Genomic DNA, 26153 nt, shown 5'->3' on the forward strand with positions numbered 1-26153 from the left:
ATATATAAAAGGGCGGTCATGCCGCCCCGGTGATTCTTAAATGCGCTCGGCGGCCTCTACCGTGTTCATGAGCAACATAGTGATCGTCATCGGGCCAACACCACCCGGTACGGGGGTGATGTGGGAGGCGACTTCTTTCACGCCGGCAAAATCCACGTCGCCGCACAGCTTGCCTTCATCGTCGCGGTTCATGCCCACGTCGATGACGATGGCGCCCGGCTTGACCATGTCGGCCGTCAGGGTGTTGCGGCGGCCGACGGCGGCCACGACCACGTCCGCCTGGCGCGTGTACAAGCCCAGGTCCGGGGTCCCACTATGGCAGATGGTGACGGTAGCGTTCGCTTGCAAGAGCAGCAGGGCCATCGGCTTGCCGACGGTGTTGCTGCGGCCGATGACGACGGCGTGCTTGCCGCGCAAGTCCACGCCCGTGCTTTCGATCAGTTTCATGCAGCCGTATGGCGTGCACGGGCGGAAACCGGGCAAGCCCGTCATCAGTTCGCCTGCGCTCAGGACGGAATAGCCGTCCACGTCTTTCGTCGTGGCGATCGCTTCGATGACCTTGTGCGGGTTGATGTGCTTGGGCAAGGGCATTTGCACGAGGATGCCGTGGATGGCCGGATCGGTATTCAGGCTGGCGATGCGTGCCAGCAAGTCCGCTTCGGAAAGGTCCGCTTCATATTTTTCCAGCACCGAGTGGAAACCCACGTCGCCGCACGCCTTGACCTTGTTGCGGACGTACACCTGGCTGGCCGGGTCTTCGCCGACGAGGATCACGGCCAGGCCGGGCTGGGTGCCCTTGGCCGTGAGGGCGGCGGCGCGCGTGGCGATCTCGCTGCGCAGTTTTTGGGAGAGGGCGATTCCGTCGATCAGTTGTGCTGGCATGGTAGGAGGCTGTGTGGGAGGGAAAAGACAGATTATAAAGCCGGGCGGTGCAAAGGGGCGGTTTTGGCTATGCAAAGGCGTGACAACAGCGGGCCAGAGACGCGAGCCTGAGAAAATGCCGATGGCGGCGTTGCAGCGCCTTGCCGTACTGGCGTACTGTCTGCGTCGCCGCGCCTTGCCCTCGACATTTTTCAGGCCCGCTTGGCCCGGCATGCCTGTGCGGACGACCGGGGTTTTAATTCGGGTTGCTGGTGTGCTCGTGGAGCAGTGACGGCCATGGCATGCAAGTTTTCCGGTTTCGGCGCTATTTGCTACTCTGCTCACCCTAATTTCCGGACAGAATTTGCGGCAGTGCAGCATAAATTTCATAGGGTAATTTCATAATACGAAATGCTATATCGTAATTTGAAAAATAGTAAATACGCTGTTAGAATCCCCACACTAAACCGACTTAATAGTAAATAATCAGCGAAATACCGTCCGACAGCGATCCGGAAAATCGGGGTGGGGCGTTCACAAAGGAGACTCAACAGATGTCAGCTCAACTGAACCAGGTAACGACACAGATCGGCACCGACCCGGATATGCAGGAAACCAAGGAGTGGCTGGACGCGCTCGAAGCCGTTCTGGAAAATGAAGGTCCGGAACGCGCGCATTACCTGATGGAGCGCATGGTTGACCTGGCTCGCCGCCGCGGCGCCCAGATCCCGTTCTCCAGCACCACCGCCTATGTCAATACCATCCCCACCAAGCAAGAAGCCCACTGTCCCGGCAACCTCGAATACGAAGAGCGCCTGCGCTCATGGATGCGCTGGAACGCCATGGCCATGGTTGTCAAGGCCAACCGTGCCGACGGCGACCTGGGCGGCCACTTGTCCTCGTTCGCTTCACTGGCGAACATGCTGGGTATCGGTTTCAACCATTTCTGGCACGCGCCTACGGCCGACCACGGCGGCGACCTGCTGTACATCCAGGGCCACTCGTCGCCCGGCGTCTACGCGCGCGCCTTCCTCGAAGGCCGCCTGACGGAAGAGCAAATGCTGAACTTCCGCAAGGAAGTTGACGGCAAGGGCCTGTCCTCGTACCCGCATCCGAAGCTGATGCCTGACTTCTGGCAGTTCCCGACCGTGTCGATGGGCCTGGGCCCGCACATGGCGATCTACCAGGCGCGCTTCCTGAAGTACCTGCACGCACGCGGCATCGCGAAAACCGACAACCGCAAGATCTGGGCCTTCTGCGGCGATGGCGAGATGGACGAGCCGGAATCCCTGGGCGCGATCGGCCTGGCCGCACGCGACATGCTCGACAATCTGGTCATCGTGGTTAACTGCAACCTGCAGCGCCTGGACGGCCCGGTACGCGGCAACACCAAGATCATCCAGGAACTGGAAGGAGAATTCCGTGGCGCCGGCTGGAACGTCGTCAAGGTCATCTGGGGTCCGGGCTGGGACGCCCTGCTGGCGCAAGACAAGGAAGGCATCCTGCAGCGCGTGATGATGGAAACCGTCGACGGCGAATACCAGAACTACAAGGCCAAGGATGGCGCCTACGTGCGCAAGCACTTCTTCGGCAAGCATCCGAAGCTGCTGGAAATGGTTGCCAACATGACGGACGACGACATCTGGCGCCTGACCCGTGGCGGCCACGATCCGCACAAGATCTACGCGGCCTTCAAGATCGCCCAGGAACACAAGGGCCAGCCTACCGTCCTGCTGGTGAAAACCATCAAGGGCTACGGCATGGGCAAGTCCGGCGAAGCGCGCAACACGGCGCACCAGACGAAAAAACTGGACGACGAAGCCATCCGCGAAATGCGCGACCGCTTCTCGCTGCCTATCCCTGACGACAAGCTGGCCGACATCCCGTTCTTCAAGCCAGCCGACGACGCGCCGGAAATGGTCTACCTGCACGAGCGCCGCAAGGCCCTCGGTGGCTACCTGCCGCAGCGCCGCCAGAAGTCGGAAGAAACCCTGCCGGTGCCTGGCCTGGACGCGTTCAAGAACGTGCTCGAAGCGACGCCTGAAGGCCGTGAAATCTCGACCACGCAAGCGTTTGTGCGCGTCATTTCGACCCTGTTGAAAGACCCGAACCTGGGCCAGCGCGTCGTGCCTATCCTGGTCGATGAATCGCGTACCTTCGGCATGGAAGGCCTGTTCCGCCAGATCGGCATCTACAACCCGAAAGGCCAGTTGTACGAGCCGGTCGACAAAGACCAGGTCATGTACTACCGCGAAGACAAGGCTGGCCAGATCCTGCAAGAGGGCATCAACGAAGCGGGCGGCATGAGCTCGTGGATCGCCGCGGCGACGTCGTACTCGACCAACGACCGCATCATGATCCCGTTCTACACTTTCTACTCGATGTTCGGCTTCCAGCGCATCGGCGACCAGGTATGGGCTTCGGCCGACATGCGCGCCCGTGGCTTCCTGATGGGCGGCACGGCTGGCCGTACGACCCTGAACGGCGAAGGCTTGCAGCACGAAGATGGCCACAGCCATATCTTTGCCGCGACCATCCCGACCTGCATGCCGTACGATCCGACCTTCAGCCATGAAGTCGCCGTCATCATCCAGGACGGCCTGCGCCGCATGATCGCCAACCAGGAAGATGTGTTCTACTACATCACGATCATGAACGAGAACTACGCCCAGCCAGGCATCAAGCCAGGCCAGGAAGAAGGCATCCTGAAAGGCATGTACAAGCTGCAGGAAGGTCCGGCGGACGCCAAGCTGCGCGTACAGCTGATCGGTTGCGGCACCATCCTGCGCGAATCGATCTTCGCCGCCGAGCTGTTGCAAAACGACTGGGGCGTGGCTGCGGACGTGTGGTCGGCGCCGTCGCTGACCCTGGTGGCCCGCGATGGCCAGGATGCGGAGCGCTGGAACATGGTCAACCCGTCGAAAGAGCAGCGCGTGCCATACGTGACGTCGCTGATGCAGGACACGGACGGCCCGATCGTCGCCACGACCGACTACATGCGCGCGTTTGCAGAACAGATCCGCGCCTTCATGCCGAAGGGCCGCACTTATAAAGTGCTCGGTACCGATGGCTTTGGCCGCTCGGACAGCCGCGCCAAGCTGCGCGAGTTCTTCGAAGTGAACCGTTATTATGTCACCGTGGCCGCGCTCAAATCGCTGGCTGACGAAGGCAAGATCGACGTGTCGGTGGTGGAGCAGGCGATTGCCAAGTACGGCATCGATGCGAACAAACCGAATCCGGTGACCCAGTAATCGTTGTGCGGACCCGATGATGCCAGGGCGGTGCGAAAGCGCCGCCCTGGCGTGTGTGCGGGTCCATCTGACAAATAAAATAACGGAGCAAGCTATGAGCATTGTGGAAGTCAAAGTCCCGGATATCGGCGATTTCAAGGAAGTCGAGATCATTGAACTGATGGTCAAGCCAGGCGATACGGTCAAGGTCGACCAGTCCCTGATCACGGTCGAATCGGACAAGGCCAGCATGGAAATTCCATCGAGCCACGCCGGTGTCGTCAAGGAATTGAAAGTCAACGTGGGCGACAAGATCGCCGAAGGTTCGCTGGTCCTGCTGCTGGAAGTGGCGGACGACGCGTCGGCCCCTGCGCCTGCCGCCCCGGCCGCAGCACCTGTCGCTGAAGCCGCTCCTGCGGCCGCGCCAGCACCTGCCGCTCCTGCCGGCGCGCCGGCCCTGGTCGAAGTGACCGTGCCCGACATCGGCGACTTCAAGGAAGTCGAAGTCATCGAACTGATGGTCAAGGTCGGCGACGCGATCAAGGTCGACCAGTCGCTGCTGACGGTCGAATCGGACAAGGCCAGCATGGAAATTCCATCGAGCCACGCCGGTATTGTCAAGGAATTGAAAGTCAAGGTCGGCGACAAGGTTGCCAAGGGCAGCCTGGTGCTGGTCGTGGAAACGACCGGTGGCACTGCCGCTCCTGCCGCCGCTCCTGCGCAAGCCGCCGCCGCACCAGCCGCCGCCGTTGCTTCGGCACCGGTCGCCGCAGCGGCACCAACTCCTGCCGCCGCTGCAGCTCCTGCCGTCAACGGCAAGCTGGCGCACGCGTCGCCATCGATCCGCAAGTTCGCGCGCGAACTGGGCGTGGACCTGACCCGCGTGGGCGGTTCCGGTCCGAAGGGCCGCATCACCCAGGAAGACGTGCAGAACTTCGTCAAGGGCGTGATGTCAGGTGCCGTCGCCGCACCAAATGCGCCGGTCGCTGCCAAAGGCGGTTCGGGCGTGGGCCTGGATCTGCTGCCATGGCCGTCGCTGGACTTCAGCAAATTCGGCACGACCGAATTGCTGCCGCTGTCGCGCATCAAGAAAATCTCGGGCCCGAATTTGCACCGCAACTGGGTCATGATCCCGCACGTCACGCAGTTCGACGAAGCGGACGTGACTGACCTGGAAGCGTTCCGCGTCGACACCAACGCGGCCAATGCGAAGAACAAGGATGCGGCCAAGCTGACCATGCTGGCATTCGTCATCAAGGCCTCGGTTGCCGCGCTGAAGAAATTCCCCGCGTTTAACGCTTCCCTGGATGCCAAGGGCGAGAACCTGATCCTCAAGCAGTACTACAACATCGGCTTCGCGGCCGACACGCCGAATGGCCTGGTGGTCCCCGTGATCAAGGGCGCGGACCAGAAGTCGGTCTCGCAGATCGCCCGCGAAATGACGGAACTCTCCTTGCAGGCGCGCGAAGGCAAGCTGAAACCGGCCGACATGCAGGGCGCCAGCTTCACGATCTCGTCCCTGGGCGGCATCGGCGGCACGCACTTCACGCCTATCGTCAATGCGCCGGAAGTCGCGATCCTGGGTCTGTCGAAAGCATCGATCAAGCCGGTATGGGATGGCAAGGCCTTCCAGCCACGTTTGATGATGGGCACTTCGCTGTCCTACGACCACCGCGTGGTCGATGGCGCGATGGGCGCGCGATTCTCCGTGTACCTCGGCGAAGTCCTGGCCGACATGCGCAAAATTCTGCTGTAAGGAGCGATTGATGAGCACAGTAGAGGTAAAAGTACCGAATATCGGCGACTTCAAGGAAGTCGAAGTCATCGAGCTGATGGTCAAGGTCGGCGACACCATCAAGGTGGACCAGTCCCTGGTCACGGTGGAATCGGACAAGGCCAGCATGGAGATTCCGTCGACCCACGCCGGCGTCGTCAAGGAAGTCAAGGTCAAGGTCGGCGACAAGATCGCCGAAGGCAGCGCGCTGCTGGTGGTGGAAGCGTCGGAAGGCGCTGCCGCTCCTGCAGCAGCCGCACCAGCGGCCGCTCCTGCGCCTGCAGCGGCACCGGCTCCTGCAGCGGCGGCACCAGTTGCAGCCGTTGCCGCCATCCCGGCCGGCAATTACAGCGGCCAGGTTGACATCGACGTCGACATGATGGTGCTGGGCGGCGGTCCTGGCGGCTATTCGGCGGCGTTCCGCGCGGCCGACCTGGGCATGTCGACGGTCATCGTCGAGCGCTATGCGACCCTGGGCGGCGTGTGCCTGAACGTGGGCTGCATCCCGTCGAAGGCGCTGCTGCACGTTGCCTCCGTCATCGATGAAACGGCGCACATGTCCAACACGGGCGTGACGTTTGCCAAGCCGACGATCGACATCGACCAGGTACGCAAGTACAAGGAAGGCGTGATCTCGAACATGACGGGCGGGCTGGCCGGCATGGCCAAGGCGCGCAAGACGCAAGTGGTCACGGGCGTGGGCCAGTTCCTGTCCGCGAACCACATCGAAGTGACGGCAGGCGACGGCTCCAAAAAAGTCGTGCAGTTCAAGCAAGCCATCATTGCCGCCGGTTCGTCCGTGGTGAAACTGCCATTCGTGCCGGAAGACCCGCGCATCGTCGATTCGACGGGCGCGCTGGAATTGCGCCAGATCCCGAAACGCATGCTGGTCATCGGCGGCGGCATCATCGGTCTGGAAATGGCGACCGTCTATTCCACGTTCGGCGCGCGCATCGACGTGGTCGAAATGATGGATGGCCTGATGCAGGGTGCGGACCGCGACGCCGTCAAGGTGTGGCAGAAGTTTAACGAGAAGCGCTTCGACAACATCATGACCAAGACCAAGACGGTCGCCGTCGAGGCACTGCCGGAAGGCATCAAGGTCACGTTCGAAGCAGCCGAAGCAGGTGCTATCGCACCGGCGCCACAGATCTACGACCTGGTACTGGTGGCCGTGGGCCGCAGCCCGAACGGCAAGAAGCTGGCCGCCGACAAGGCGGGTGTGCAAGTGACGGATCGCGGTTTCATCAACGTCGACAGCCAGATGCGCACCAACGTGCCGAACATCTTCGCCATCGGCGACCTGGTGGGCCAGCCGATGCTGGCGCACAAGGCCGTGCATGAAGCCCACGTGGCAGCGGAAGCCGCTTCCGGCCAGAAGTCGCACTTCGACGTCAAGGTGATCCCATCGGTCGCCTACACGGATCCGGAAGTGGCATGGGCCGGCATCACGGAAGACGAAGCGAAAGCCAAGGGCATCAAGGTCGAGAAGGGCCACTTCCCATGGGCAGCTTCGGGCCGCGCCGTGGCCAACGGCCGCGCAGAAGGCTTCACCAAGCTGCTGTTCGACGCTGAAACGCACCGCATCATCGGCGGCACCATCGTCGGCACGCATGCGGGCGATATGATCGGCGAGATCGCGCTGGCCATCGAAATGGGCTGCGACGGCACCGACATCGGCAAGACCATCCATCCGCACCCGACTCTGGGCGAATCGATCGGTATGGCAGCTGAAGTGTACGAAGGCGTGTGCACGGACTTGCCGCCGCCGCGCAAGCGCTGATAAAGCGTTAACTTTCAGTACAAAAAACCGGGACATGTTCCCGGTTTTTTTTATTTCCCTTGATCTGCAGCATAGTAAAACGTGGTGTCGCGGTGCCTTGTGAAAATTTGTGAGTATTGCCGTGTGGAAAAAGTGGCAGAATGGGGGTCTGTCACTATGTTCTTCTTTTTGCTTCAATAGAAACGCGTGATTTTTCCTGGAATGTTGCCAGCGTGGGATACGGTCAAATTCCGCTGTACTGAGAGAGCTTTGCAACGATGAAAAAATTTACCGCCCTTCATATTGCCGACGTCCGTTTGCGCCGGGCTGACGAGCAAGAGCAAGCCGTGATGCTGCATGCCTTGTACCAGGATGTGGCCGCTATCCTGGCGGCGGGCAAGCGGATTGATGCGATTTTCTTCACGGGCCAGCTGGTGGCGCCCGACGCCTGTGCCGGCACGACGCCCGTGTATGTCTACGAATACTTCCTGCGCCCCTTGCTGCAGGCGGCCAGCTTGCCCGGCGCGCGTTTCTACCTGGTGCCGGGCAGCCGCGCGCAGGGTGTGGCGGCTGCGGCGCTGGGCAATGCCGGCTTCAGCTTTTTTTCCGCCGATGAGCATGCTAGCGCCGAGCAGCGCGCGCACTACAAGAATATCCACGCCGTGTTCCATGGCCACCAGCATACGGGCGATGCCAGTTCGCTCATGAAGTCGCTGGGTATCCTGTTCAAAAGCAATCCCGGCAGCCTGTACGATACCAGTGGCCAGATGGCGGCGTTTGCCGTGCTCGAGTTCGGCACCGGCGAGGCAGCGGCCGATGGCGGCGCGCCAGGCACGCGGTGGACGGTGTCCCTGCGCGAGTTCGATGACGTGAGCAAGAACTTCGCGCTGTCGGTGCTGTACACGCCGAATGGCCAGGAAACGGGGCAGGTGGATGCCGAGTATGTATTTGCCACCTTGCTGCCGCAGCTGGCAGGCGAGCGCTGCTATCTCGATGGCTTGCTGGGCAAGGCGGGCGCGCAGCAGCGCGCGGACGCCGGCGCGGCTGCCGATGCGCGTGAATTTCTGATCGAGCTGGCGTTCGTGATGTTCGAAGCCAAGAGCGTTTTCCTCAACGAGGCGGAGCTGGAGCGCTTTGCCAGCGACTATTGCGGTGTGAAAGGCTGGAGCATGGCGGCCGGAGACTGGCTGGCGCCGCTGTATGCGCATGGCTTGCTGTTGCGGGAAGATGGCCAGGTGGCGTTTTCCTTCGATTACTTCCGCACGTATTTCCTGGCGCAGCGCTTTGAAACCTCATTCGACCTGATGCGCTATGGCCCGGACCGCTACGATGAAAGCGAGTCTTCACTCACTGTCGATGGCGCGTCGGCGGCCCAGCCTTTCCTGCGCGCGCTGGGCTTGAACGATGAACACGCCGAAGCGGCGCAACCGGAAGGCTGCAGCCGCCCTGGCTGACCTCCCCGGTCAGCCTTCCCGCGTCAGTCCGCCAGCGGCTGGCGCAGGGTGCCGCGCAGGAACAGGTCGAGACTGACGGCCACCTTGGCGCGCAATTGCGCCACATCCGGTTGCGTTTGCGGCGGAAACAGCAGGCGCGACATCTGGTCGCCCAGCAGGCAATTGAGCAGGTGCAGCGACAGCATGGCCGGCGCCAGTTCCGCGCGGAACAGGGGCGCGATGTCGGGGCGGCTGAAAAACCTCGTCAGCATCTCGCGCGTCTGCCCCGGTCCCACCTTGTAAAACGTTTCCGCCAGTTCCGGGTGCGTGGCCGCTTCGGCCACCACCATGCGATTCAGGTGGATGGCCGCCGGCATGGTGACCAGTTGCACGAACAGCAGGCCGAACTCGCCCAGGATGGTGGGCAGGGGCCGCATATCCGTTTCCAGTGCCGGCATGGTCGAGAAGTAGGCGGCGCGGCGCAATTCCACCACGGCATTGAACAAGCCCGACTTGCCGCCAAACTTCACATAAATCGTGCGCACGGCCACATGGGCTTCGCGGGCGATCATTTCCAGGCTGACTTTTCCATACCCTTTTTCCAGAAACAGGCAGCCGGCCGTGTGCAGGAGGTTGTCCATGCGCGCTTCCATGTCGGCCGCGCGCGGGCGGCCGGCTGGCTTGCCGCAGCAGGAAAGCTCCTGGGCGGTGTCGCCGGATTCTTTATCGGTAGGCAAGGTATCGCTGAGGCCGGGATCGGACATGGTCTGGGTCTCTTTATAAGTTGGAAGGTAAGTGATGGCTCACACTGTAGTGCAAATTAAAATGAAATGCAATCGTTTCATTTCTTGACTTTGGCTTTTCTTTGCCCAATAATGAACATATATCATTTCATTTCCGGAGCGAGTATGTCCAACCAGCCAGGCCAAGCAGAGCACAAAGTGCTGAGCGCCGTCCCACCCGCGGCCCCGGCCGCCCCTTCCGCGCCCGCCGCTTCCGCCAGCTCCGCACCACCGAACAACCGCGTCAAAATCATCGCCGGCCTGATCGTCCTCGTGGCGCTGGGCGCCGGCGCGCGCATGTGGTACCGCAGCCACTATTTCGTGGAAACGGAAAATGCCTATGTGGCCGGCCACGTGCATCCCGTCTCGGCGCGCATTTCCGGCGTCGTCACCAAGGTCTTCATCGACGACAATCAAATGGTGAAAGAGGGCGACGTGATCGCCGAACTCGACCCGTTCGACCAGCGCGTGAAAACCGAGCAGATCGCCGCGCAGATCGCCAGCGCCGAGCAGCAAGTGCTGCAAGCGGACGCGCAGATCGCGCAAGTGCAGGCGCAAGCCAGTGGCGCCCAGGCGCAAGTGGCGCAAGCCGATGCGCAGCTGCTGCGCGCAAAACAGGATGCCGACCGTTATGGCCAGCTGTACACGAGCCAGATGAAAGCCGTGTCGAAAGCGGAACTCGACGCGGCCAATGCGGCTCGATCGAGCGCCGTAGCCGACCTGGCCGCCCGCCGCGACAGCGCGTCGGCCGCCAAGGCGCAGATCGGCGCGGCGCAAGCTGCGCGCGACGTCGCCAAGGCACAAGTGGCTGTATTGCGCGTGCAATTGAAGGACGCGGAACAGCAGCTGCAATACAACCGCATCCTGGCCCCTGTCGCCGGCCGCATCGGCAAGCGTAACGTGGAAACGGGCATGCGGGTACAGCCTGGCCAGCAATTGACGGCCATCGTGCAAGACAACGTCTGGGTCACCGCCAACTTCAAGGAAACGCAATTGGCCGACCTGCACCGCGGCCAGAGCGTGCACGTGACCATCGACGCCATGCCGGGCAAGAAACTGGTCGGTACCGTGGACAGTTTCGCTCCTGCCTCGGGCGCGCAATTCGCGCTGCTGCCAGCCGATAACGCCACCGGCAACTTCACCAAGATCGTCCAGCGCGTGCCGGTGAAAATCGTCTTCCAGCCGGAAGACATCAAGGCCATGAATGGCCGCCTGGTGCCGGGCATGTCGGTGATCGCCGAAGTGGAAGTGAATCAGCCTGAAACGCAGCCGGCCGCGCGCCACGCCGCCGCTCCCGCCGCCCAGTCCACCACCCACTAAGCTTCCATGAGCAGCCCCTCCACCACGCTGGCGAAGCCGCCAGCGTTTCCCGTGATCGACGAGAAAGTCTCCGGGCGCACCTGGCTGGCGGTCGCCGCCGGCATGCTGGGCGCCTTCATGGCGGTGCTCGACATCCAGATCACCAATTCCTCGCTCAAGGATATCCTTGGCTCGCTGTCGGCCACCCAGGAAGAGGGCTCGTGGATTTCCACGGCCTACCTGGTGGCGGAAATTATCGTCATTCCCCTCACCGCGCTGCTGGCGCGCGTGTTCGGACTGCGTACCTACATGATCGGCACCACCGCTTTCTTCCTGCTGTTTTCCACTCTGTGCGGCACGGCCTGGAACCTGGAAAGCATGATCGTCTTCCGCATGCTGCAAGGGTTCACTGGCGGCGCCCTGATCCCGATGGCGTTCACCCTGGTGATGCTCAAGCTGCCGCCTTCGAAGCGCGCCGTCGGCATGGCGATTTTCGGCCTGACGGCCACACTGGCGCCGGCCATGGGCCCGACCCTGGGCGGGTATCTGAGCGAGCTGTATGGCTGGCCATCGATCTTCTACATCAACTGGGTGCCGGGCGTGCTGCTGATCGCCGGCATGATCTATGGCCTGGACAAGGAGCCGATGAAGCTCGAGATGTTCTGGAAGGCCGACTGGCTGGGCATCTTCTTCATGGCCCTGGGCCTCGGCTGCCTCACCATCTTCCTGGAAGAGGGCAACTCGAAGGATTGGTTCGACTCCGGTTTCATCATCGCCTTCGCTTCGATGGCCCTGGTGGGTATCCTGGGCTGGGTCGTCACCAGCGCCACGCGCGCCGAACCGTTCGTCAACCTGGCCCTGTACGGCCAGCGCAATTTCCTCGTCGCCACCGTACTGTCGGCTGTGACGGGCATGGGCCTGTATGGCTCGGCCTTTTTGCTGCCCCTGTTCCTGGGCCAGATCGCCGGCTATTCGCCGATGCAGATCGGTGAAGTCATCATGTGGGTGGGCTTGCCGCAGCTGTTCATCATGCCGTTCGTCGCCAAGCTGTCGTCCGTGGTGGACAACCGCATCCTGTGCTCGTTCGGCCTGTTGCTGTTTGGCGGTTCGTGCATGATGAATGCCTACATGGACGCATCCACCGGCTACGACCAGCTGCTGTGGTCGCAGGTGGTGCGCGCGCTGGGCCAGCCCTTCGTCATGCTGACCCTGTCGAACTTCGCCATGAAGGGCATCGCGCCGAAGGACATGCCGTCCGCTTCGAGCCTGTTCAACATGACGCGCAACCTGGGCGGCTCGATCGGCATCGCCCTGCTGGCCACGGCCCTGAGCACCCGCGAGCATTTTCATTCGCAGCGCCTGGGCGAAGCGATCAATGCCTATTCCAGCGCCACGCAGCTGCGCATCGACCAGCTGACGTCGTCGTTCATGGTCAAGGGCTATGACGCCGTCACGGCCGGCAACCAGGCCTTGCAGGCGATCGACGGCATCGTGCGCCGCGAAGCGTATGTGATGGCTTACAACGATGGCTTCTTCCTGATCGGCGCCATCCTGCTGGCCTGCATCGTGCCCCTGTGGCTGGCCGACAAACTCAAAGCTCCCGGTGGCGGTGGCGGCGGTCATTGACCGCGCACGCACACACCTCAAGAACAAGAAGGTACACATCATGCAAACAGTATTGACGAAAATCGCGCTGGCCGCTTCCCTCGCCGTGGCGCTGTCCGCCTGCGGCATCGTGGGCCAGGATTTCACCGCGCCGGGCAATGTCGCCGGCGCCGACACCTTCCGCCATGGCGCGGCCGCAGCGGACGCCGCGCAACTGCCCAAAGAGTGGTGGAGCATCTACGGCGATGCGACTCTGAACCGCCTCGAGCAAAGCGCGCTGCAGGACAACCCCAGCGTGAAGGCGGCCGGCGAGCGCTTGCTGCAGGCGCTGGCGCAAAGCGGCACGGCGCGCGCCAGCCAGCGCCCGAGCGTGAACGTCAGCACGGGTGTATCGAACTCGCGCACCTCGGCCAACACCTCGCAGGGCCTGGCGCAGGGCAACCGCTCGGTCAGCGGCAACAATTTTTCCGCGGGCGCCACGCTGTCGTATGAAGTCGATTTGCTGGGCCGCGTCAAGCGCATGGTCGAAGCGGCCGATTCCCAAGCCTTGGCGGCGCAAGCGGACCGCGACGGCGTGCTGCTGATGCTGTCGTCGCAAGTGGCCAGCAATTACTGGCAGCTGCGCGGACTCGATGCGGAAATGGCCATTTTGAATGGCGCGCTCGACACGCGCCGCGAATCGGCGCAGCTGGTCGAAGCGCGCTTCAATGCGGGCTTGACGAATGAGCTGGACCTGGCGCGCGCGAAAGTCGAACTGTCGAACGCGCAGGCCGATTTGCATGAGGTCAGGCGCCAGCGCAACCAGCTGGAAAACAGCCTGGCCACCCTGACGGGCAAGCCGCCGTCGGCGCTGCAATTGCCGGTGGCCGCCGATCCGTCCGTCTTGCCGCTGCCGCCCGCCATTCCTGTCGGCTTGCCTGCCAGCCTGCTGGCGCACCGCCCGGACCTCGTTTCCAGTGTGGCGGGCTTGCGCGCGGCGAACGCGCAGGTGGGCGTGGCCGAAGGCGCGTTTTATCCGTCGCTGCAATTGACGGGCAATTTTGGCTATGCATCGGAAAAGCTGCACGACCTGGCGCAGGGCGGTTCGCGCCAGTTCAGTTTTGGTCCGCTGGCCCTGTCCTTGCCGATCTTCGACGGCGGCCGCAACCAGGCCAATCTTGACCTGGCCAAGGCGCGCTATGCGGAAGCCGTGGCGAACCATGAAACGAAGCTGTTGACGGCCTTGCGCGAAGTGGAAGATGCGCTGTCCGACGTGGAACAGCGCCAGTTGCAGGGCGACGCCCAGGCCCTGTCGCAGGAAGCGGCGGCGCGCGCCTACCTGGTGGCGCGCACGCGCTACGAGCGCGGCATCTCGACCTACCTGGACGTGACGGACGCGCAGCGCAGTTCGCTGGCAGCGGACCGCGCCGCCGCGCAGATCAAGACCCAGCGCTTGCTGGCGACCGTGGCCGTGTCCCGCTCCTTGGGAGCGGGCTGGCAGCCGGACGGCGAGTTGGCCAAGCTGGCTTCCGCGCCCACCGCGAAGGTGAACTAGGTACGACGATTACGTGAGCGTGGCCGGTGGCGGTGCCGCCGCCGGCCCGTAGCGTTCCAGCAGAAAATCGATGAAGGTCGTCAGCTTCGGCGTAGGCTGTCGGTCGCGCGGATACAGCACATGCATCAGGCGCGGCGCCGGCACGTAATCGGCCAGCAGCGGCACCAGCCGTCCCGCCGCGATATCGTCGGCCAGTAAAATCTCCGCCTGCATGACGATGCCGAAGCCGTGCAGTGCCGCCATGCGCAGTGCCTGGCCATTGTTCGAGCGGAAGCGGCTCTCGGCCTCAGCGCCATCGTGGCGCGCTGTCTTGCCGCTCAGACGCCAGCGCATGTGGCGCGACCACTGCATGAAATCCACGCATTCGTGCCGCGCCAGGTCGTCCGGCGTGCGCGGCGTGCCGTGCTTAGCCAGGTAGGCGGGCGAGGCGCAGATCACCATCGCATAGGGCCGCAAGGGCCGCGCCACCATGCCGGAATCTTCCAGCTTGCCGATGCGGATGGCCGCATCGAAGCCTTCCTCCACCAGGTCCACCATCCTGTCATTCAAATTGAGCTCCAGGCTCACGTCCGGATAGGCCGTCAGATACTCGGCCATCAGTGGCGCGATGCATTCGCTGCCGAAGGATACGGGCGCCGTGATCTTCAGCTTGCCGCGCGGCGTGGCGCGCATCGCTTCCGCGCCCGTTTCGGCTGCCGCGATCTGCGCCAGGATCTGGCGGCACTGTTCCACGTATTGCCGGCCGATTTCCGTCAGGCTTTGCCGCCGCGTCGTGCGCGCCAGCAAGCGCGTGCCCAGCCGCTCTTCCAGCTGTTTGATGTGCTTGCCTACCATCACGGGCGAGATGCGGAAGGTGTCGGCGGCCGCCGTGAAACTGCCCTGGTCGACGACGGACACAAAGATTTCCATGCTGCGCAGCTTGTCCATTGGCGTTTTATTCCGAACTGTGGGTTGGTAATCTTGTAAATTCTAGCGCATTTATTCCTTTCTGCAAGCGGCGCATACTGGCTCCATCGTTTAACCCACACAAGGAAGCAGCATGAAAATCGTCATCATCGGCGCCAGCGGCACCATCGGCAAGGCCGTCACCGCGCAACTGGCGCAGCGCCATGAAATCATCGAAGTGGGCAGCCGCACGGGCACGCACCAGGCCGACATGGGCGACATCGCGCAAGTACGCGCCCTGTTCCAGCGCATCGGCAGGGTCGACGCCGTCGTCGTCACGGCTGGCAAGCTGCATTTTGGCCCCCTGGCCGAGTTCACTCCCGAGCAATTCCAGCTGGGCCTGGACAGCAAGCTGATGGGCCAGGTCAACGTGGCGCTGGTGGCGCAGGAATACCTGAACGATGGCGGTTCGATTACCTTGACCAGCGGCATCGTTGCCGAGCAGCCGATACGCTTCGGCGCGGCCGCCAGCATGACGAATGCGGCCGTGGAAGGCTTTGTACGGGGCGCCGCCATCGAACTGGCGCGCGGCGTGCGCATCAATGTCGTCAGCCCCACGGTGCTGGAAGAATCGCTGGAAGCGTATGGCCCCTTCTTCTACGGCTTCGAGCCGGCCGCCGCCAGCCGCGTAGCGCTGGCCTACAGCCGCAGCGTGGAAGGGGCGCAGACGGGGCAGGTCTACCGCGTGTGGTAGGGCTCAGGCCTCAAAAAGGCTGCTTTTGACCGGCCTCAGGCAGCCTGCTTCCATTCATGATAAATTAACTTTTCTTTCCAAATGTCAACATCATGGTGATGAAGAATTTGGACATTTTCATGAATGAATGGATGAGACGGATATGCAAAGCACCAAAATCAGCACACGGCTTTATACGGGATTCGGCCTGGTCCTGTTGCTGCTGATCATCGTTACCGCACTCGGCATCAACCGCGTGCAAAAGATCGACGCCATCCTCACCAGTATCAGCGACGTCAACAACGTCAAGCAGCGCCATGCGATCAATTTCCGCGGCAGCGTGCATGACCGCGCGATCGCCCTGCGCGACGTGGTGCTGGCGGCCGACGCGGCGTCGGCCAAGCCGGAAATCGCGCGCATCGAAACGCTGGCCGCCAATTACGCGCAGGCCGCCGCGCCGCTCGACCAGATCATCGGCAGCGGCAAGGACGTGACCGAAGCGGAACGCACGGCCCTCGCTGCCATCAAGGCCAGTGAAGCGAAGGCCCAGCCGATCATCGCCAAGGTGATTCAATTGCGCCTGGCCGACGATGTGGCCGGCGCCACCGCCTTGCTGCAGCAGCAGGGCGCCGCCGCCTTCACGGGCTGGCTTGCGTCCGTCAACCAGCTGATCGACCTCGAAGAAAAGATGAGCCGCGAACAGGCCGACAGCGCAAGCACGGTGGCGCGCAGCTTTTTCTTCTTCATGGTGCTGCTGTGCCTGGGCGCGATCGCCATCGGTACCATCGCGGCCTGGCGCATCAGCCACGGCTTGCTGCGCCAGCTTGGCGGCGAGCCCGACTACGCGGCCGCCATCGCCGGTGAAATTGCCGCTGGTAACCTGGCAGTGACCATCACTACCGGGCCGAATGACCGCAACAGCTTGCTGTACGCCATGCGCGGCATGCGCGACAGCCTGGTGGCCATCGTCAGCCAGGTGCGCGCCGGCACGCAGACCATCGCCACCAATTCGCGCGAAATCGCGGCCGGCAACCTGGATCTGTCGAACCGCACGGAACAGCAGGCCGGTTCGATCGAGGAAACCGCCACGTCGATGGAGCAATTGACGGGCACAGTCAAGCAGAACGCCGAGCACGCGATCGAAGCGAATCAGCTGGCCGTATCGGCCTCGGGTGTGGCTGTCAAGGGCGGCGCCGTCGTGGCGCAGGTGGTGCAGACCATGGCCGCCATCAACGAATCGTCGAAAAAGATAGTCGACATTATCGGCGTGATCGACGGCATCGCCTTCCAGACGAATATTCTGGCGCTCAATGCCGCCGTGGAAGCGGCGCGTGCCGGCGAACAGGGCCGGGGCTTTGCCGTCGTCGCCACTGAAGTGCGCAGCCTGGCCCAGCGTTCCAGCCAGGCCGCCAAGGAAATCAAGTCGCTGATCGACGACTCCGTCGAGCGCGTCGGCACGGGCGCGCGCCTGGTCGATGAAGCGGGCACGACCATGCAAGACATTGTCGACAGCGTCAAGCGCGTGACCGACATCATGGGCGAAATCAGCGTGGCCACGCGCGAGCAGTCGTCCGGCATCGAACAGGTCAACCAGGCCGTCGGCCTGATGGACCAGGTGGTGCAGCAGAATGCGGCGCTGGTGGAGCAGTCGGCCTCGGCCGCCGCGTCGCTGGAAGCGCAGGCCGGCAGCCTGTCGCAGGTGGTCAGCATCTTCAAGCTCGACAACTCGCAAGTGCCGCTGCAGGCGCCGCAGCCGGCGCGTCCGCGTCCGGCCGCCGTGACTGCTGCCAGGCCGCCCGTCAAGGCAGCAGCGAAGCCGGCACCGAAAACGCTGGCCTCCAAGGCGCCCGCCGATGACGCATGGGAAGAATTTTAAGCGGCGCTCGTTTACAATCGGGACCTTACATTGTTTGCTGAGGTCCCCATGAAACGTATCCTGTTCCCCCTGCTGATGGCTGCCGCCGTCGGCAGCGCTTGCGCCGTAACGCCAGCTGCACCGGCCACCGCGCAACAACTGGCGGCCATGAGCGCCCGCTACGCGCCCGTCGCGCTGACGGCCGATGTCACGCACCTGTCTGCCGGCGACCGCCAGGCCATCGCCAAGCTGGTCGAGGCGGCCAAGCTGGTCGACGTGCTGCAGCTGCGCCAGCGCTGGTCCGGCAACGAAGCGCTGTGGGCAGCGCTGAAGAAGGACACGTCAAAGCTGGGACAGGCTCGTTTGAACTATTTCTGGATCAATAAAGGTCCCTGGTCGGTGCTCGACGCGCACGCCTCGTTCATGCCGGCCAGCTATGCCGGCATCGCCATTCCAGCGCACAAGCCGGAAGCAGGCAATTTCTATCCGCAGGGCGCGACCAAGGCCAGCCTGGAAACGTGGATGAATGGCCTCTCGGCTGACGACAAGCAGCAGGCGCAATGGTTCTTCACGACCATCCGCGCGGGCAAGGATGGCAAGTATCAGACCGTCAAGTATTCGGACGAATACAAGGTGGAACTCAAGCAGCTGGCCAAGCTTCTTGATGAAGCCGCCGCCGCCACGGACAACGCTTCCCTGAAGAAATTTTTGACCCTGCGCGCCAAGGCTTTCCTCGACAATGACTATCTGCCGTCCGACTTCGCCTGGATGGACCTCGATTCTCCCGTCGACATCACCATCGGCCCGTACGAAACGTATAACGACGAGCTGTTCGGCTACAAGGCCGCGTTCGAAGCGTACGTGAACATCCGCGATCAGGCGGAAACGCAAAAACTGAACTTCTTCGCCAAGCACATGCAGGAACTGGAAGACAACCTGCCGCTCGACGCCCAGTACCGCAACCCGAAAGTGGGCGCGCTGGCGCCGATGGTGGTGGTCAACCAGGTGTATGGCGCCGGCGACGGCAACATGGCCGTGCAGACGGCCGCCTATAACTTGCCGAACGACGAGCGCATCATCAGCGCGCGCGGTTCCAAGCGCGTGATGCTGAAGAACGTGCAGGAAGCCAAGTTCAAGGCCACCCTGACGCCGATTTCGAAACTGGTGCTGACGCCCGAAGCGCAGCAGGACGTCGATTTCAATTCCTTCTTCACGCACATCCTCGCGCATGAAATCATGCACGGCCTGGGCCCGCACGCGACCGTCGTCGACGGCAAGCCATCGACGCCGCGCCAGGACTTGAAGGAAGCCTATTCGACCATCGAAGAAGCCAAGGCCGACATTACGGGCCTGTTTGCGCTGCGCTACATGATGGACAAGGGGCAACTGAACGACACCCTGGGTCAGGGCGAGGCGGCCGAGCGCAAGCTGTACAACACTTTCCTCGCCTCCGGTTTCCGCACCCTGCATTTCGGCTTGACGGATTCGCATGCGCGCGGCATGGCCATCCAGATGAATTACATCCTCGACAAGGGGGGCTTTGTGTCGCTGGGCGACGGCAAGTTCGGCGTCGATTTTGGCAAGATCAAGCAGGCCGTGATCGACCTGGACCGTGAGTTTTTGACCATCGAGGCGACGGGCGACTATGCGCGCGCGAAAGACATGATGAGCAAGTACGTGGTCATCCGCCCTGAAGTGCAGGTGGCGCTCGACAAGATGAAAGCCGTGCCCAACGATATCCGCCCGGAATTCGTCACGGCCCGCGCGCTGGACCAGGCGGCGAAGAAATAAGCTGACTTTGATTATTGTCAGTCTGGAAAACCGGCGCATCTGCGCCGGTTTTTTTGGCTATGTCACCATTAGATGTGGGAAGGCGCCCAGGGTTGCCTTCAATAACGTTTCAGGGGAGCGAATGCGCCTGGCGTCGAGTATCCAGCGCCATCCCAGGTAGTTCGACAGATAGCGTGTCGCCACGCCGTGAAACGGCCCCAGCCATTGACGCAAACGGCTGTGATAGGCGTTGACGTTCTGCACGTGGGCGGCGCCCTGCACGCGGATGCCGGCGCGCAGGTTGACGGCCACGTGGCTAATACCCGCTTCCCTGGCGAAGGCCCGATAGGCTGCATGACCATCGGTGACCAGCAGCACATCCTTGTCGATGACGGGTAACAAACAGTGGTGCAACTGCGCCTTGGTTAGCGCTCCTTTTCCCGTGACGAAATCGAGGGTCTGTCCCGTGCGATCGCGCGCCACCAGGATGCAGACCTGTTCGTTCGATATGCCGCGTTTATGGGCATGGCCGCCCCGGCGGCGGGGCGGACGCGTCATGTTTCTGGATCCCTTTTCCGATGCCAGCAGATATAACTCGTCGGCCTCGGCGATGCCGTGCAGACCATGCGGCCGGTCCGTCTTTGCCAAGGACAAAAACCGGTGACGCCAGCGAAACGAGGTGTTACGGTGCACGCCCAGTTGGCGCGCGGCCTTGCGCACGGAATCCGATGCCAGCAGACAATCGGCGTAATCGAGCCACAGCGATTTATGGCGCAAGCGCGCCAGTGGCGTGCCGGTGAGTGCATTGAAGGTGCGGCCGCACGGCACGCAACGGTAGCGCTGCAGTCCGTGCGCATGACCATGCCGGTGCCGGTGCCGGTGCAGGTGCGCCGAGCCGCAGGCGGGACAGGCCAATCGCGGCTGCGCCACATTTTCCAGCAGCGCGACGGTCGCGTCGTGTGGCGCGTTGCCATGCAGCAGGGCAATGCCTGCCTGCCGCTGACGCTGACTCAAGTGAGCAAACTGCGCAATCAAGGTGATCCATTCAGCTGGCCGCATGATCTGCTCTTGCAAGGTAAGTATGCAGAGTCAGACAGCACTGCCAAGGGAAAATTCCGGCATTCCCCTACTTGCCGATGACAGAGCTGTTTTTTTCGTCTTTATTTATGAAAAGTTGCCAGTTTTTCCTTGTGGAAACATTTTTACCGCTTACTCTGCAGTAGTAAATCCCCATTTCTCCTGTTGATCCCATGTTGAAACTGTTCTCGCTGTTAAGTGTGTCCCTTGCCTTGCCCGCCGTGGCTGCCGCCCAGCTCACCGATCTGGAAACCCGCTGGCTGCAGGCGGGCCAACCCGTCATCGCGTTTGCACGTGCGCAAGGCTTGCCCATCGACATCATCGTGCAGCCGCAGGATGCGCCCGGCGCCGTGCCGCTGGCACTGGGCTATGAGGCAGGGCGTTGCAAGCTGGTGCTGTCCTTGCGCGGCAATGCGCAGGTGGACAGCGTCTTGCAGGGCGTGCCGGCCACGCGCCACGGCCTGATGATGGAAGCGATGATGGCGCATGAGATCGGCCACTGCCAGCGCTATGCACAGGGCGACTGGCACGCCTTGCCACGTGGCTTTGTCGAGCCGCGCAGCATGCAGCGGGGCAAGTTGACACCGCTGGCGCAGGAGCTGCGCGAGACGCGCCGCGAAGAGGGGTATGCGGACCTGGTGGCGCTGGCCTGGATGCATGGGCGCTACCCGGGGCAGTACCAGCATGTGCTGGCCTGGATGCGCGGCGTACGCACTGGTGGCGACGGCGCCGGCGGTTCCCACGCCACGCAGGCATGGCTGGCGCTGGCCGATGGCGCAGGTGTATTTGATGGGGCCGCTTCAATATTTGAACAGGCGCAAGTATTGTGGCGAAAAGGCTTGAGCGGCGACAAATAAACGATGATTTTTATGTGAATGGACTGTCAGCGTGTGCTGTCGCACGGAGCTTTGCTTCCGGCAGGGGTCTAATCTGGGCATCAACTAACCAGAGAGGAACCATCATGAACAAAATGATCGCACTCATGCTGGCCGCCAGTGCCAGCGCCCTGCTTGCCGCCACGCCAGCGTATGCGCAGGATGCCTCGTACAAGAGTTTGACGGACAAGGCAACGGCCGGCTACAAGCAGGCCAAGGCCGCCTGCGACGCCCAGAGCGGCAACGCGAAAAAAGTCTGCGTGGAAGAAGCCAAGGTGGCGCGCGCCAAGGCAGAGTCGGACGCCGTGGCGCAATACCGCAACACGCCGCGCGAACTGGGCAAGGCCCGCAAGGACGTCGCCGATGCCGAATATGACCTGGCCAAGGCCAAATGCGGCGACCGCACGGGTGCCGAGAAAACCACGTGCATGAACGATGCCAAGGCGGCAAAAACGGCTGCACTGGCAGACGCCAACACGGGCGCCCGGGCCGGCACCAACGTGGCGCAGAATCCGCCTGCCACGACGAAGGAAAACTGCGACGCCATGGATGCGACGGCCAAGGCCGCCTGCGTGACGCGCAACGCGGCCGGCAGCACCAAGACGGCCGTGGCGGACTCCGTCATTACCACGAAAATCAAGGCTGACCTCGTCAAGGACAATGACTTGAAAGCGCTCGACGTCCACGTGGAAACGGTCAACGGCGTCGTCATGCTCAGCGGCTTCGTGCCATCCCAGGCGCAAGTGCAAAAAGCCGCCGACCTGGCCCGTGGCGTGGAAGGCGTGACGGATGTGAAGAATGGCTTGAAGGTGAAATAAGCGAAACGCATTCTGATGATGCGCTAAAGCCGGGACTGGAGCCGCACGCAGCAGTGTGGTTCCAGTTTCTTTTTGATTGTATAAATTACGATCATAATATAACATGGGAAAATCCCGTCGTCTGCTACTGATCGGCATCCACTCTTTCTCTTCGCTCTTACTCATGAGGACTGCATGCTTTCCTATCCCTTTTCGCAATGGCTGGAGCGGCGCGGCGTGCACTTTGCCTGGGTCATCGTCGCCATCACTTTCCTTACGGCATTAACCTCGTCCGCCGCGCTGGGCTTGCCGGGCGCGTTGATGCAGCCCCTGAGCCGCGAGTTCGGCTGGGATGCCGAGCAGATTTCCTCGGCCCTGGCCGTGCGCTTCGTGCTGTTCGGTTTGATGGGGCCGTTTGCCGCCATCCTGATGGAACGCTTCGGCTTGCGCAATGTCATCTGCGTGGCCCTGGGCCTGATCGCTGCCGGCATGCTGCTGGCCACGCGCATGACGCAGTTCTGGCACCTGGTGGCCCTGTGGGGCATCCTGCTGGGTCTCGGTTCGGGCATGACGGCACTGGTCTTGAGCGCCGTGGTGGCGAACCGCTGGTTCGAGACGCACCGGGGCCTGGTGGTGGGCGTGCTGACGGCCAGCTCGGCCACGGGCCAGCTGCTGTTCCTGCCCGTGGGCGCCTGGCTGATCGAGCACTACGGCTGGCGCACGGCCGTCATGCCCGTGTTCGTCGCCTGCGCCCTCGTCGCCGTGCTGGCCTTCCTGTGCATGCGCAACCGCCCGCAGGATATTGCCTTGCGGCCCTACGGCGCCGACCCGGGCACGCCCCTCACGGCGCCAGTGGCCGCAAAAATGACGTTTGCCACGCCGTTCGTGATCCTGCGCAGCGTGGCGGCGAACCGCACTTTCTGGATACTGTTCGGCACCTTCTTCATCTGCGGCCTCAGCACAAATGGCTTGATCCAGACGCACTTCATTTCCCTGTGCGGCGACTCGGGCCTGTCGGCCGTGCCGGCCGCGTCCGTGCTGGCCATGATGGGCGCGTTCGACCTGTTCGGCACGATCTTGTCCGGCTGGCTGTCGGACCGCTATGACAACCGCAAATTGCTGTTCTGGTATTACGGTTTGCGTGGCTTGTCGCTGTTCTGGCTGCCGTATTCGGAATTCACCTTGTACGGCCTGTCGCTGTTCGCCATGTTCTACGGCCTCGACTGGATCGCCACCGTGCCCCCGACCGTCAAACTGGTGGGCGCCACGTTTGGCCAGGAGCGGGCAGGCATGGTATTCGGCTGGATATTCGCCGGCCACCAGCTGGGCGCCGCCGTGGCCGCGTATGGGGCGGGCCGCATTCGCACCCTGATGCTGACCTACAACCCGGCCCTGTTCGCGGCCGGCGCCGCCTGCCTCGTCGCCGCGCTGATGGTGCTGGCGATCCAGCGCCAGAAGTCGGCCGCGCCCGCCGTGCAAGCGGCATGAAAAAAGCCAAGCCCGCATGTGCGGAGCCTGGCTTCTGTTTATCAAGAACGTTTCAGGATTTATTTGAGGTATTTAGCCAGCCATCCCTCGACTTCGCTATAGAAGAAGCGGCTGTTCTCGCCCTTCAAAATCCAGTGGTTTTCGTCCGGGAAGACCAGCAGTTTCGCCGGCACGTTCAGGCGCTGTTGCACGGCAAAGTTCATCAAGGCATTGTTGGCCGGCACGCGGTAGTCGAGCTCGCCCACGGTGATCAGGATCGGGGTCGTGAAACCCGTGCCTTTTTCGTGGTTGCCCGCTTGCATGATGGGGCTTTGCTCGCGCCACACGGGTAGATTCGACCAGACGGGGCCGCCCGCATTCGTTTCACGGCCGAAGCCGCCATCGCTGGTGCCCCACTGCATGATCAAGTCCATTTCGCCCGCGTGCGAGACGATGGCCTTGTAGCGCGTGGTGGTTGCCTGCAGCCAGTTGGCCAGGTGGCCGCCATAGCTGGCACCGCCGGCGGCCAGCTTCGTGCCGTCGATGAATGGATATTTCTTGATGGCTTCATCGACGCCCTGGTTGACTTCATCGCCCGGGCCCTTCAAGGGGTCGAATTGAATCGAGCGCGAGAATTCCTCGCCATAGCCGGTGGAACCCTTGTAGTCGGTCAGCAGCACGACATAGCCTGGCTTGGCCAGCAAGTGATAGTTCCAGCGCAGCACGAACTGGTCGCGCCACATGCTGGCCGCGCCGCCATGGATGACGGTAAACAACGGGTATTTTTTGTTTGGATCGAAATTGGCCGGCTTGACGAGCATGTTGTGGATCTTGCGGCCGTCGGCCGTGGTGAACCAGAAGTGCTCGGGTGCCTGCCAGTCGATTTTATCGGCTTTGTCCGTGTTGAAGGCCGTCAGCCGCTTCGGCTGCTTGCCATTGAAGGCATAGATTTCCGGCGGGTTGATGGACGACTCCCACACACCGACCAGGGCCTTGCCGCCGCTGCTCAGCGAGTTGATGGTACCCGTCGGCAAGGATGGCTCCTCGCGCACGTCGCCGCCTTTGGCGTCGATCGAGTACAGTTTTTCCAGGCCCGCATGTTCATAGCTGAAGATGACGCGCTTGCCGCCTTCGGGCAGCACGAAGCGGGAAATCGAGCGGTCCAGCTTGGCTGTCAGGATGGTCGGGGCTGGGTTGCTCATCGGCCAGGCAAAGCTGGCCAGGCGCTTCACGTCATACACCTTGCCTGGCGTTTGCGCGTCGCTCAAGGCGAACAGGGTCTTGCCGTCGGCGGCGAATTTCAGGCTGCCATAGCTGTGCTTGTCTTGCGTCAAGCGCTGCGCTTCGCCACCGGCCACGGGCAGCAGATACAGTTGCGAGACGACGGCTTCGCGCTGGGCCGCGTCGCGGTTGGTGGCCGCGTTGAAAACGACAGCCTTGCCGTCCGGCGTCCAGACGGCGTCCAGGGATTGTCCCTCGTCGCCCTGGCCGCCGCCAAAGCCCGGCAGGGCGGCCAGTTGCGTACCTGACAGGATGTCGCGCGCTGTGTTCTCACCCTTGGCTTCAGGCCGGGCGTCGACGATGAACAGCCGAACCTGTTTGTCGGTCAGCCATTTGTCGAAATAGCGCGGTGCCGTCGTTTCATACGAACGGGCGCTGTATTTGCGCTCCTTGCGTTCTTTCGCGCTTTGCTTGACGTCGGCTTCCGTTTTGTTGCCTGGATAGATATCGCTGATGAACAGCAACTGCTTGCCGTCCGGGCTCCATTTCGGCATGCGCGCTCCCATGGTCAAGCTCGTCAACCGTTGCGCTTCTCCGCCGGCTGCCACCTCGAGGCGATAGATCTGCCCAGCTTCATCGCCGTCGCGCTTGGCAACGAAGACCAGCTGGCGGCTGTCCGGCGACCAGGCTACGGCGCTTTCGCCACCCTTGGAATAGGTCAGGCGGCGCGCGGGGCTGTCGTCAAGCAGCGGCTTGATCCACAGGTCGGACCATTGCTCTTGGCTAGAGTAGGCGCTGTCGACCACGGAAAACACGGCCCACTTTCCATCGGGGCTGGCGACGGGCGCGCCCACCCGCTTCATCAGCCACACATCTTCATGCGTGATGGCGTGCTTGGCGTGCGTTTGCGTAGCGGCAACTGGGGTGGTGGCCTTGGTATCGGCGGCCTGGGCAAGCGAGGCGCAGGCCGCTGCGATCAGCAGGGAGCCGAGGGAACGGCGAAGACGGGGTGAGGTCATGGGCGTGGTCCGGAGTAGTGAAAAAAGTACAGCGGGCAACATTATTGCCCATGGTTTCCTGCGCTGCCAAGGCCGTGTACCGTTACTTACCAGGCGGGACGGTCACATATCGGGCGGGCGCGCCATGGCTGATCAGTTAAACTTGTTCTTTTACTGACGCTACCTTTGGCCGGC

General features: G+C 62.5%; 18 protein-coding genes. 13 read left to right on the forward strand and 5 right to left on the reverse strand.

Annotation, left to right across the window (positions count from 1 at the left end):
- Nucleotides 1–36 precede the first annotated feature (36 nt).
- Nucleotides 37–882, reverse strand: coding sequence for a bifunctional methylenetetrahydrofolate dehydrogenase/methenyltetrahydrofolate cyclohydrolase FolD (gene folD / locus ACQ4WO_RS02820; protein ID WP_436480147.1), 846 nt, complete (start codon nt 880–882; stop codon nt 37–39).
- 533 nt (nt 883–1415) lie between these two features.
- On the opposite strand from folD, the gene aceE reads away from it, so the two are divergent.
- From aceE to ACQ4WO_RS02840, 4 genes are all read left to right on the forward strand, one after another.
- Nucleotides 1416–4112, forward strand: coding sequence for a pyruvate dehydrogenase (acetyl-transferring), homodimeric type (gene aceE / locus ACQ4WO_RS02825; protein WP_034747396.1), 2697 nt, complete (start codon nt 1416–1418; stop codon nt 4110–4112).
- Nucleotides 4113–4206: 94 nt separating this feature from the next.
- On the forward strand, nt 4207–5847 hold the full coding sequence (aceF, locus tag ACQ4WO_RS02830) for a dihydrolipoyllysine-residue acetyltransferase (protein ID WP_436480148.1): 1641 nt from the start codon (nt 4207–4209) through the stop codon (nt 5845–5847).
- Nucleotides 5848–5857: 10 nt separating this feature from the next.
- Nucleotides 5858–7648 (forward strand): dihydrolipoyl dehydrogenase, encoded by a 1791-nt coding sequence (lpdA, locus tag ACQ4WO_RS02835; RefSeq protein WP_436480149.1) that lies wholly within the window; start codon nt 5858–5860, stop codon nt 7646–7648.
- A gap of 257 nt (nt 7649–7905) precedes the next feature.
- Complete coding sequence (locus ACQ4WO_RS02840) at nt 7906–9081, forward strand: hypothetical protein (protein ID WP_436480150.1); 1176 nt, start codon at nt 7906–7908, stop codon at nt 9079–9081.
- A gap of 23 nt (nt 9082–9104) precedes the next feature.
- Here the strand turns inward: ACQ4WO_RS02840 and ACQ4WO_RS02845 are convergent, their stop codons facing one another.
- Nucleotides 9105–9824: a TetR/AcrR family transcriptional regulator gene (locus ACQ4WO_RS02845; RefSeq protein WP_034747405.1), complete on the reverse strand. Its 720-nt coding sequence runs from the start codon at nt 9822–9824 to the stop codon at nt 9105–9107.
- A gap of 144 nt (nt 9825–9968) precedes the next feature.
- Between ACQ4WO_RS02845 and ACQ4WO_RS02850 the strand changes: the two genes are divergently transcribed.
- The 3 genes from ACQ4WO_RS02850 to ACQ4WO_RS02860 are packed head-to-tail and all read left to right on the forward strand — an operon-like array spanning nt 9969 to nt 14280.
- Complete coding sequence (locus tag ACQ4WO_RS02850) at nt 9969–11162, forward strand: HlyD family secretion protein (protein WP_034747407.1); 1194 nt, start codon at nt 9969–9971, stop codon at nt 11160–11162.
- A 6-nt stretch (nt 11163–11168) separates the two neighbouring features.
- Nucleotides 11169–12767 carry a DHA2 family efflux MFS transporter permease subunit gene (locus ACQ4WO_RS02855; protein WP_436480151.1) on the forward strand — a complete coding sequence of 533 codons (1599 nt, stop codon included), beginning with the start codon at nt 11169–11171 and terminating at the stop codon, nt 12765–12767.
- A 40-nt stretch (nt 12768–12807) separates the two neighbouring features.
- Nucleotides 12808–14280: an efflux transporter outer membrane subunit gene (locus ACQ4WO_RS02860; protein WP_436480152.1), complete on the forward strand. Its 1473-nt coding sequence runs from the start codon at nt 12808–12810 to the stop codon at nt 14278–14280.
- 9 nt (nt 14281–14289) lie between these two features.
- Here the strand turns inward: ACQ4WO_RS02860 and ACQ4WO_RS02865 are convergent, their stop codons facing one another.
- Complete coding sequence (locus ACQ4WO_RS02865) at nt 14290–15207, reverse strand: LysR family transcriptional regulator (RefSeq protein WP_436480153.1); 918 nt, start codon at nt 15205–15207, stop codon at nt 14290–14292.
- Nucleotides 15208–15319: 112 nt separating this feature from the next.
- Here ACQ4WO_RS02865 and ACQ4WO_RS02870 point away from each other — a divergent pair, with 112 nt between their 5' ends.
- The 3 genes from ACQ4WO_RS02870 to ACQ4WO_RS02880 all read left to right on the forward strand — a co-directional run bounded on the left by ACQ4WO_RS02870 (nt 15320) and on the right by ACQ4WO_RS02880 (nt 19544).
- Nucleotides 15320–15919, forward strand: a complete 600-nt coding sequence (locus ACQ4WO_RS02870; RefSeq protein WP_331776903.1) for a short chain dehydrogenase — start codon at nt 15320–15322, stop codon at nt 15917–15919.
- Between the two features lie 142 nt (nt 15920–16061).
- Nucleotides 16062–17774, forward strand: coding sequence for a methyl-accepting chemotaxis protein (locus ACQ4WO_RS02875; protein WP_436480154.1), 1713 nt, complete (start codon nt 16062–16064; stop codon nt 17772–17774).
- Nucleotides 17775–17822: 48 nt separating this feature from the next.
- Nucleotides 17823–19544, forward strand: a complete 1722-nt coding sequence (locus tag ACQ4WO_RS02880) for a dipeptidyl-peptidase 3 family protein (protein WP_436480155.1) — start codon at nt 17823–17825, stop codon at nt 19542–19544.
- Nucleotides 19545–19601: 57 nt separating this feature from the next.
- On the opposite strand, the gene ACQ4WO_RS02885 is transcribed toward ACQ4WO_RS02880, so the two are convergent.
- On the reverse strand, nt 19602–20582 hold the full coding sequence (locus tag ACQ4WO_RS02885) for an IS1595 family transposase (protein ID WP_436480156.1): 981 nt from the start codon (nt 20580–20582) through the stop codon (nt 19602–19604).
- Between the two features lie 191 nt (nt 20583–20773).
- Here ACQ4WO_RS02885 and ACQ4WO_RS02890 point away from each other — a divergent pair, with 191 nt between their 5' ends.
- From ACQ4WO_RS02890 to ACQ4WO_RS02900, 3 genes are all read left to right on the forward strand, one after another.
- Complete coding sequence (locus tag ACQ4WO_RS02890; protein WP_436480157.1) at nt 20774–21457, forward strand: hypothetical protein; 684 nt, start codon at nt 20774–20776, stop codon at nt 21455–21457.
- Between the two features lie 104 nt (nt 21458–21561).
- Nucleotides 21562–22293, forward strand: coding sequence for a BON domain-containing protein (locus ACQ4WO_RS02895; protein WP_436480159.1), 732 nt, complete (start codon nt 21562–21564; stop codon nt 22291–22293).
- A gap of 174 nt (nt 22294–22467) precedes the next feature.
- Nucleotides 22468–23760, forward strand: coding sequence for an MFS transporter (locus ACQ4WO_RS02900; RefSeq protein WP_436480161.1), 1293 nt, complete (start codon nt 22468–22470; stop codon nt 23758–23760).
- Between the two features lie 59 nt (nt 23761–23819).
- Here the strand turns inward: ACQ4WO_RS02900 and ACQ4WO_RS02905 are convergent, their stop codons facing one another.
- The gene (locus tag ACQ4WO_RS02905; RefSeq protein WP_436480162.1) at nt 23820–25979 is read right to left on the reverse strand and encodes a prolyl oligopeptidase family serine peptidase; all 2160 of its coding nucleotides are present in this window, start codon (nt 25977–25979) and stop codon (nt 23820–23822) included.
- Between the last annotated feature and the right edge of the window lie 174 nt (nt 25980–26153).

The sequence above is a fragment of the Janthinobacterium aestuarii genome, from assembly GCF_051380835.1.
Taxonomy (GTDB): domain Bacteria; phylum Pseudomonadota; class Gammaproteobacteria; order Burkholderiales; family Burkholderiaceae_D; genus Janthinobacterium; species Janthinobacterium aestuarii.

Bases quoted from the DNA above. Each gene is read 5' to 3' on its own strand.
- folD (WP_436480147.1), bottom strand. From the start codon at position 882: ATGCCAGCACAACTGATCGACGGAATCGCCCTCTCCCAAAAACTGCGC.
- aceE (WP_034747396.1), top strand. From the start codon at position 1,416: ATGTCAGCTCAACTGAACCAGGTAACGACACAGATCGGCACCGACCCG.
- aceF (WP_436480148.1), top strand. From the start codon at position 4,207: ATGAGCATTGTGGAAGTCAAAGTCCCGGATATCGGCGATTTCAAGGAA.
- lpdA (WP_436480149.1), top strand. From the start codon at position 5,858: ATGAGCACAGTAGAGGTAAAAGTACCGAATATCGGCGACTTCAAGGAA.
- ACQ4WO_RS02840 (WP_436480150.1), top strand. From the start codon at position 7,906: ATGAAAAAATTTACCGCCCTTCATATTGCCGACGTCCGTTTGCGCCGG.
- ACQ4WO_RS02845 (WP_034747405.1), bottom strand. From the start codon at position 9,824: ATGTCCGATCCCGGCCTCAGCGATACCTTGCCTACCGATAAAGAATCC.
- ACQ4WO_RS02850 (WP_034747407.1), top strand. From the start codon at position 9,969: ATGTCCAACCAGCCAGGCCAAGCAGAGCACAAAGTGCTGAGCGCCGTC.
- ACQ4WO_RS02855 (WP_436480151.1), top strand. From the start codon at position 11,169: ATGAGCAGCCCCTCCACCACGCTGGCGAAGCCGCCAGCGTTTCCCGTG.
- ACQ4WO_RS02860 (WP_436480152.1), top strand. From the start codon at position 12,808: ATGCAAACAGTATTGACGAAAATCGCGCTGGCCGCTTCCCTCGCCGTG.
- ACQ4WO_RS02865 (WP_436480153.1), bottom strand. From the start codon at position 15,207: ATGGACAAGCTGCGCAGCATGGAAATCTTTGTGTCCGTCGTCGACCAG.
- ACQ4WO_RS02870 (WP_331776903.1), top strand. From the start codon at position 15,320: ATGAAAATCGTCATCATCGGCGCCAGCGGCACCATCGGCAAGGCCGTC.
- ACQ4WO_RS02875 (WP_436480154.1), top strand. From the start codon at position 16,062: ATGCAAAGCACCAAAATCAGCACACGGCTTTATACGGGATTCGGCCTG.
- ACQ4WO_RS02880 (WP_436480155.1), top strand. From the start codon at position 17,823: ATGAAACGTATCCTGTTCCCCCTGCTGATGGCTGCCGCCGTCGGCAGC.
- ACQ4WO_RS02885 (WP_436480156.1), bottom strand. From the start codon at position 20,582: ATGCGGCCAGCTGAATGGATCACCTTGATTGCGCAGTTTGCTCACTTG.
- ACQ4WO_RS02890 (WP_436480157.1), top strand. From the start codon at position 20,774: ATGTTGAAACTGTTCTCGCTGTTAAGTGTGTCCCTTGCCTTGCCCGCC.
- ACQ4WO_RS02895 (WP_436480159.1), top strand. From the start codon at position 21,562: ATGAACAAAATGATCGCACTCATGCTGGCCGCCAGTGCCAGCGCCCTG.
- ACQ4WO_RS02900 (WP_436480161.1), top strand. From the start codon at position 22,468: ATGCTTTCCTATCCCTTTTCGCAATGGCTGGAGCGGCGCGGCGTGCAC.
- ACQ4WO_RS02905 (WP_436480162.1), bottom strand. From the start codon at position 25,979: ATGACCTCACCCCGTCTTCGCCGTTCCCTCGGCTCCCTGCTGATCGCA.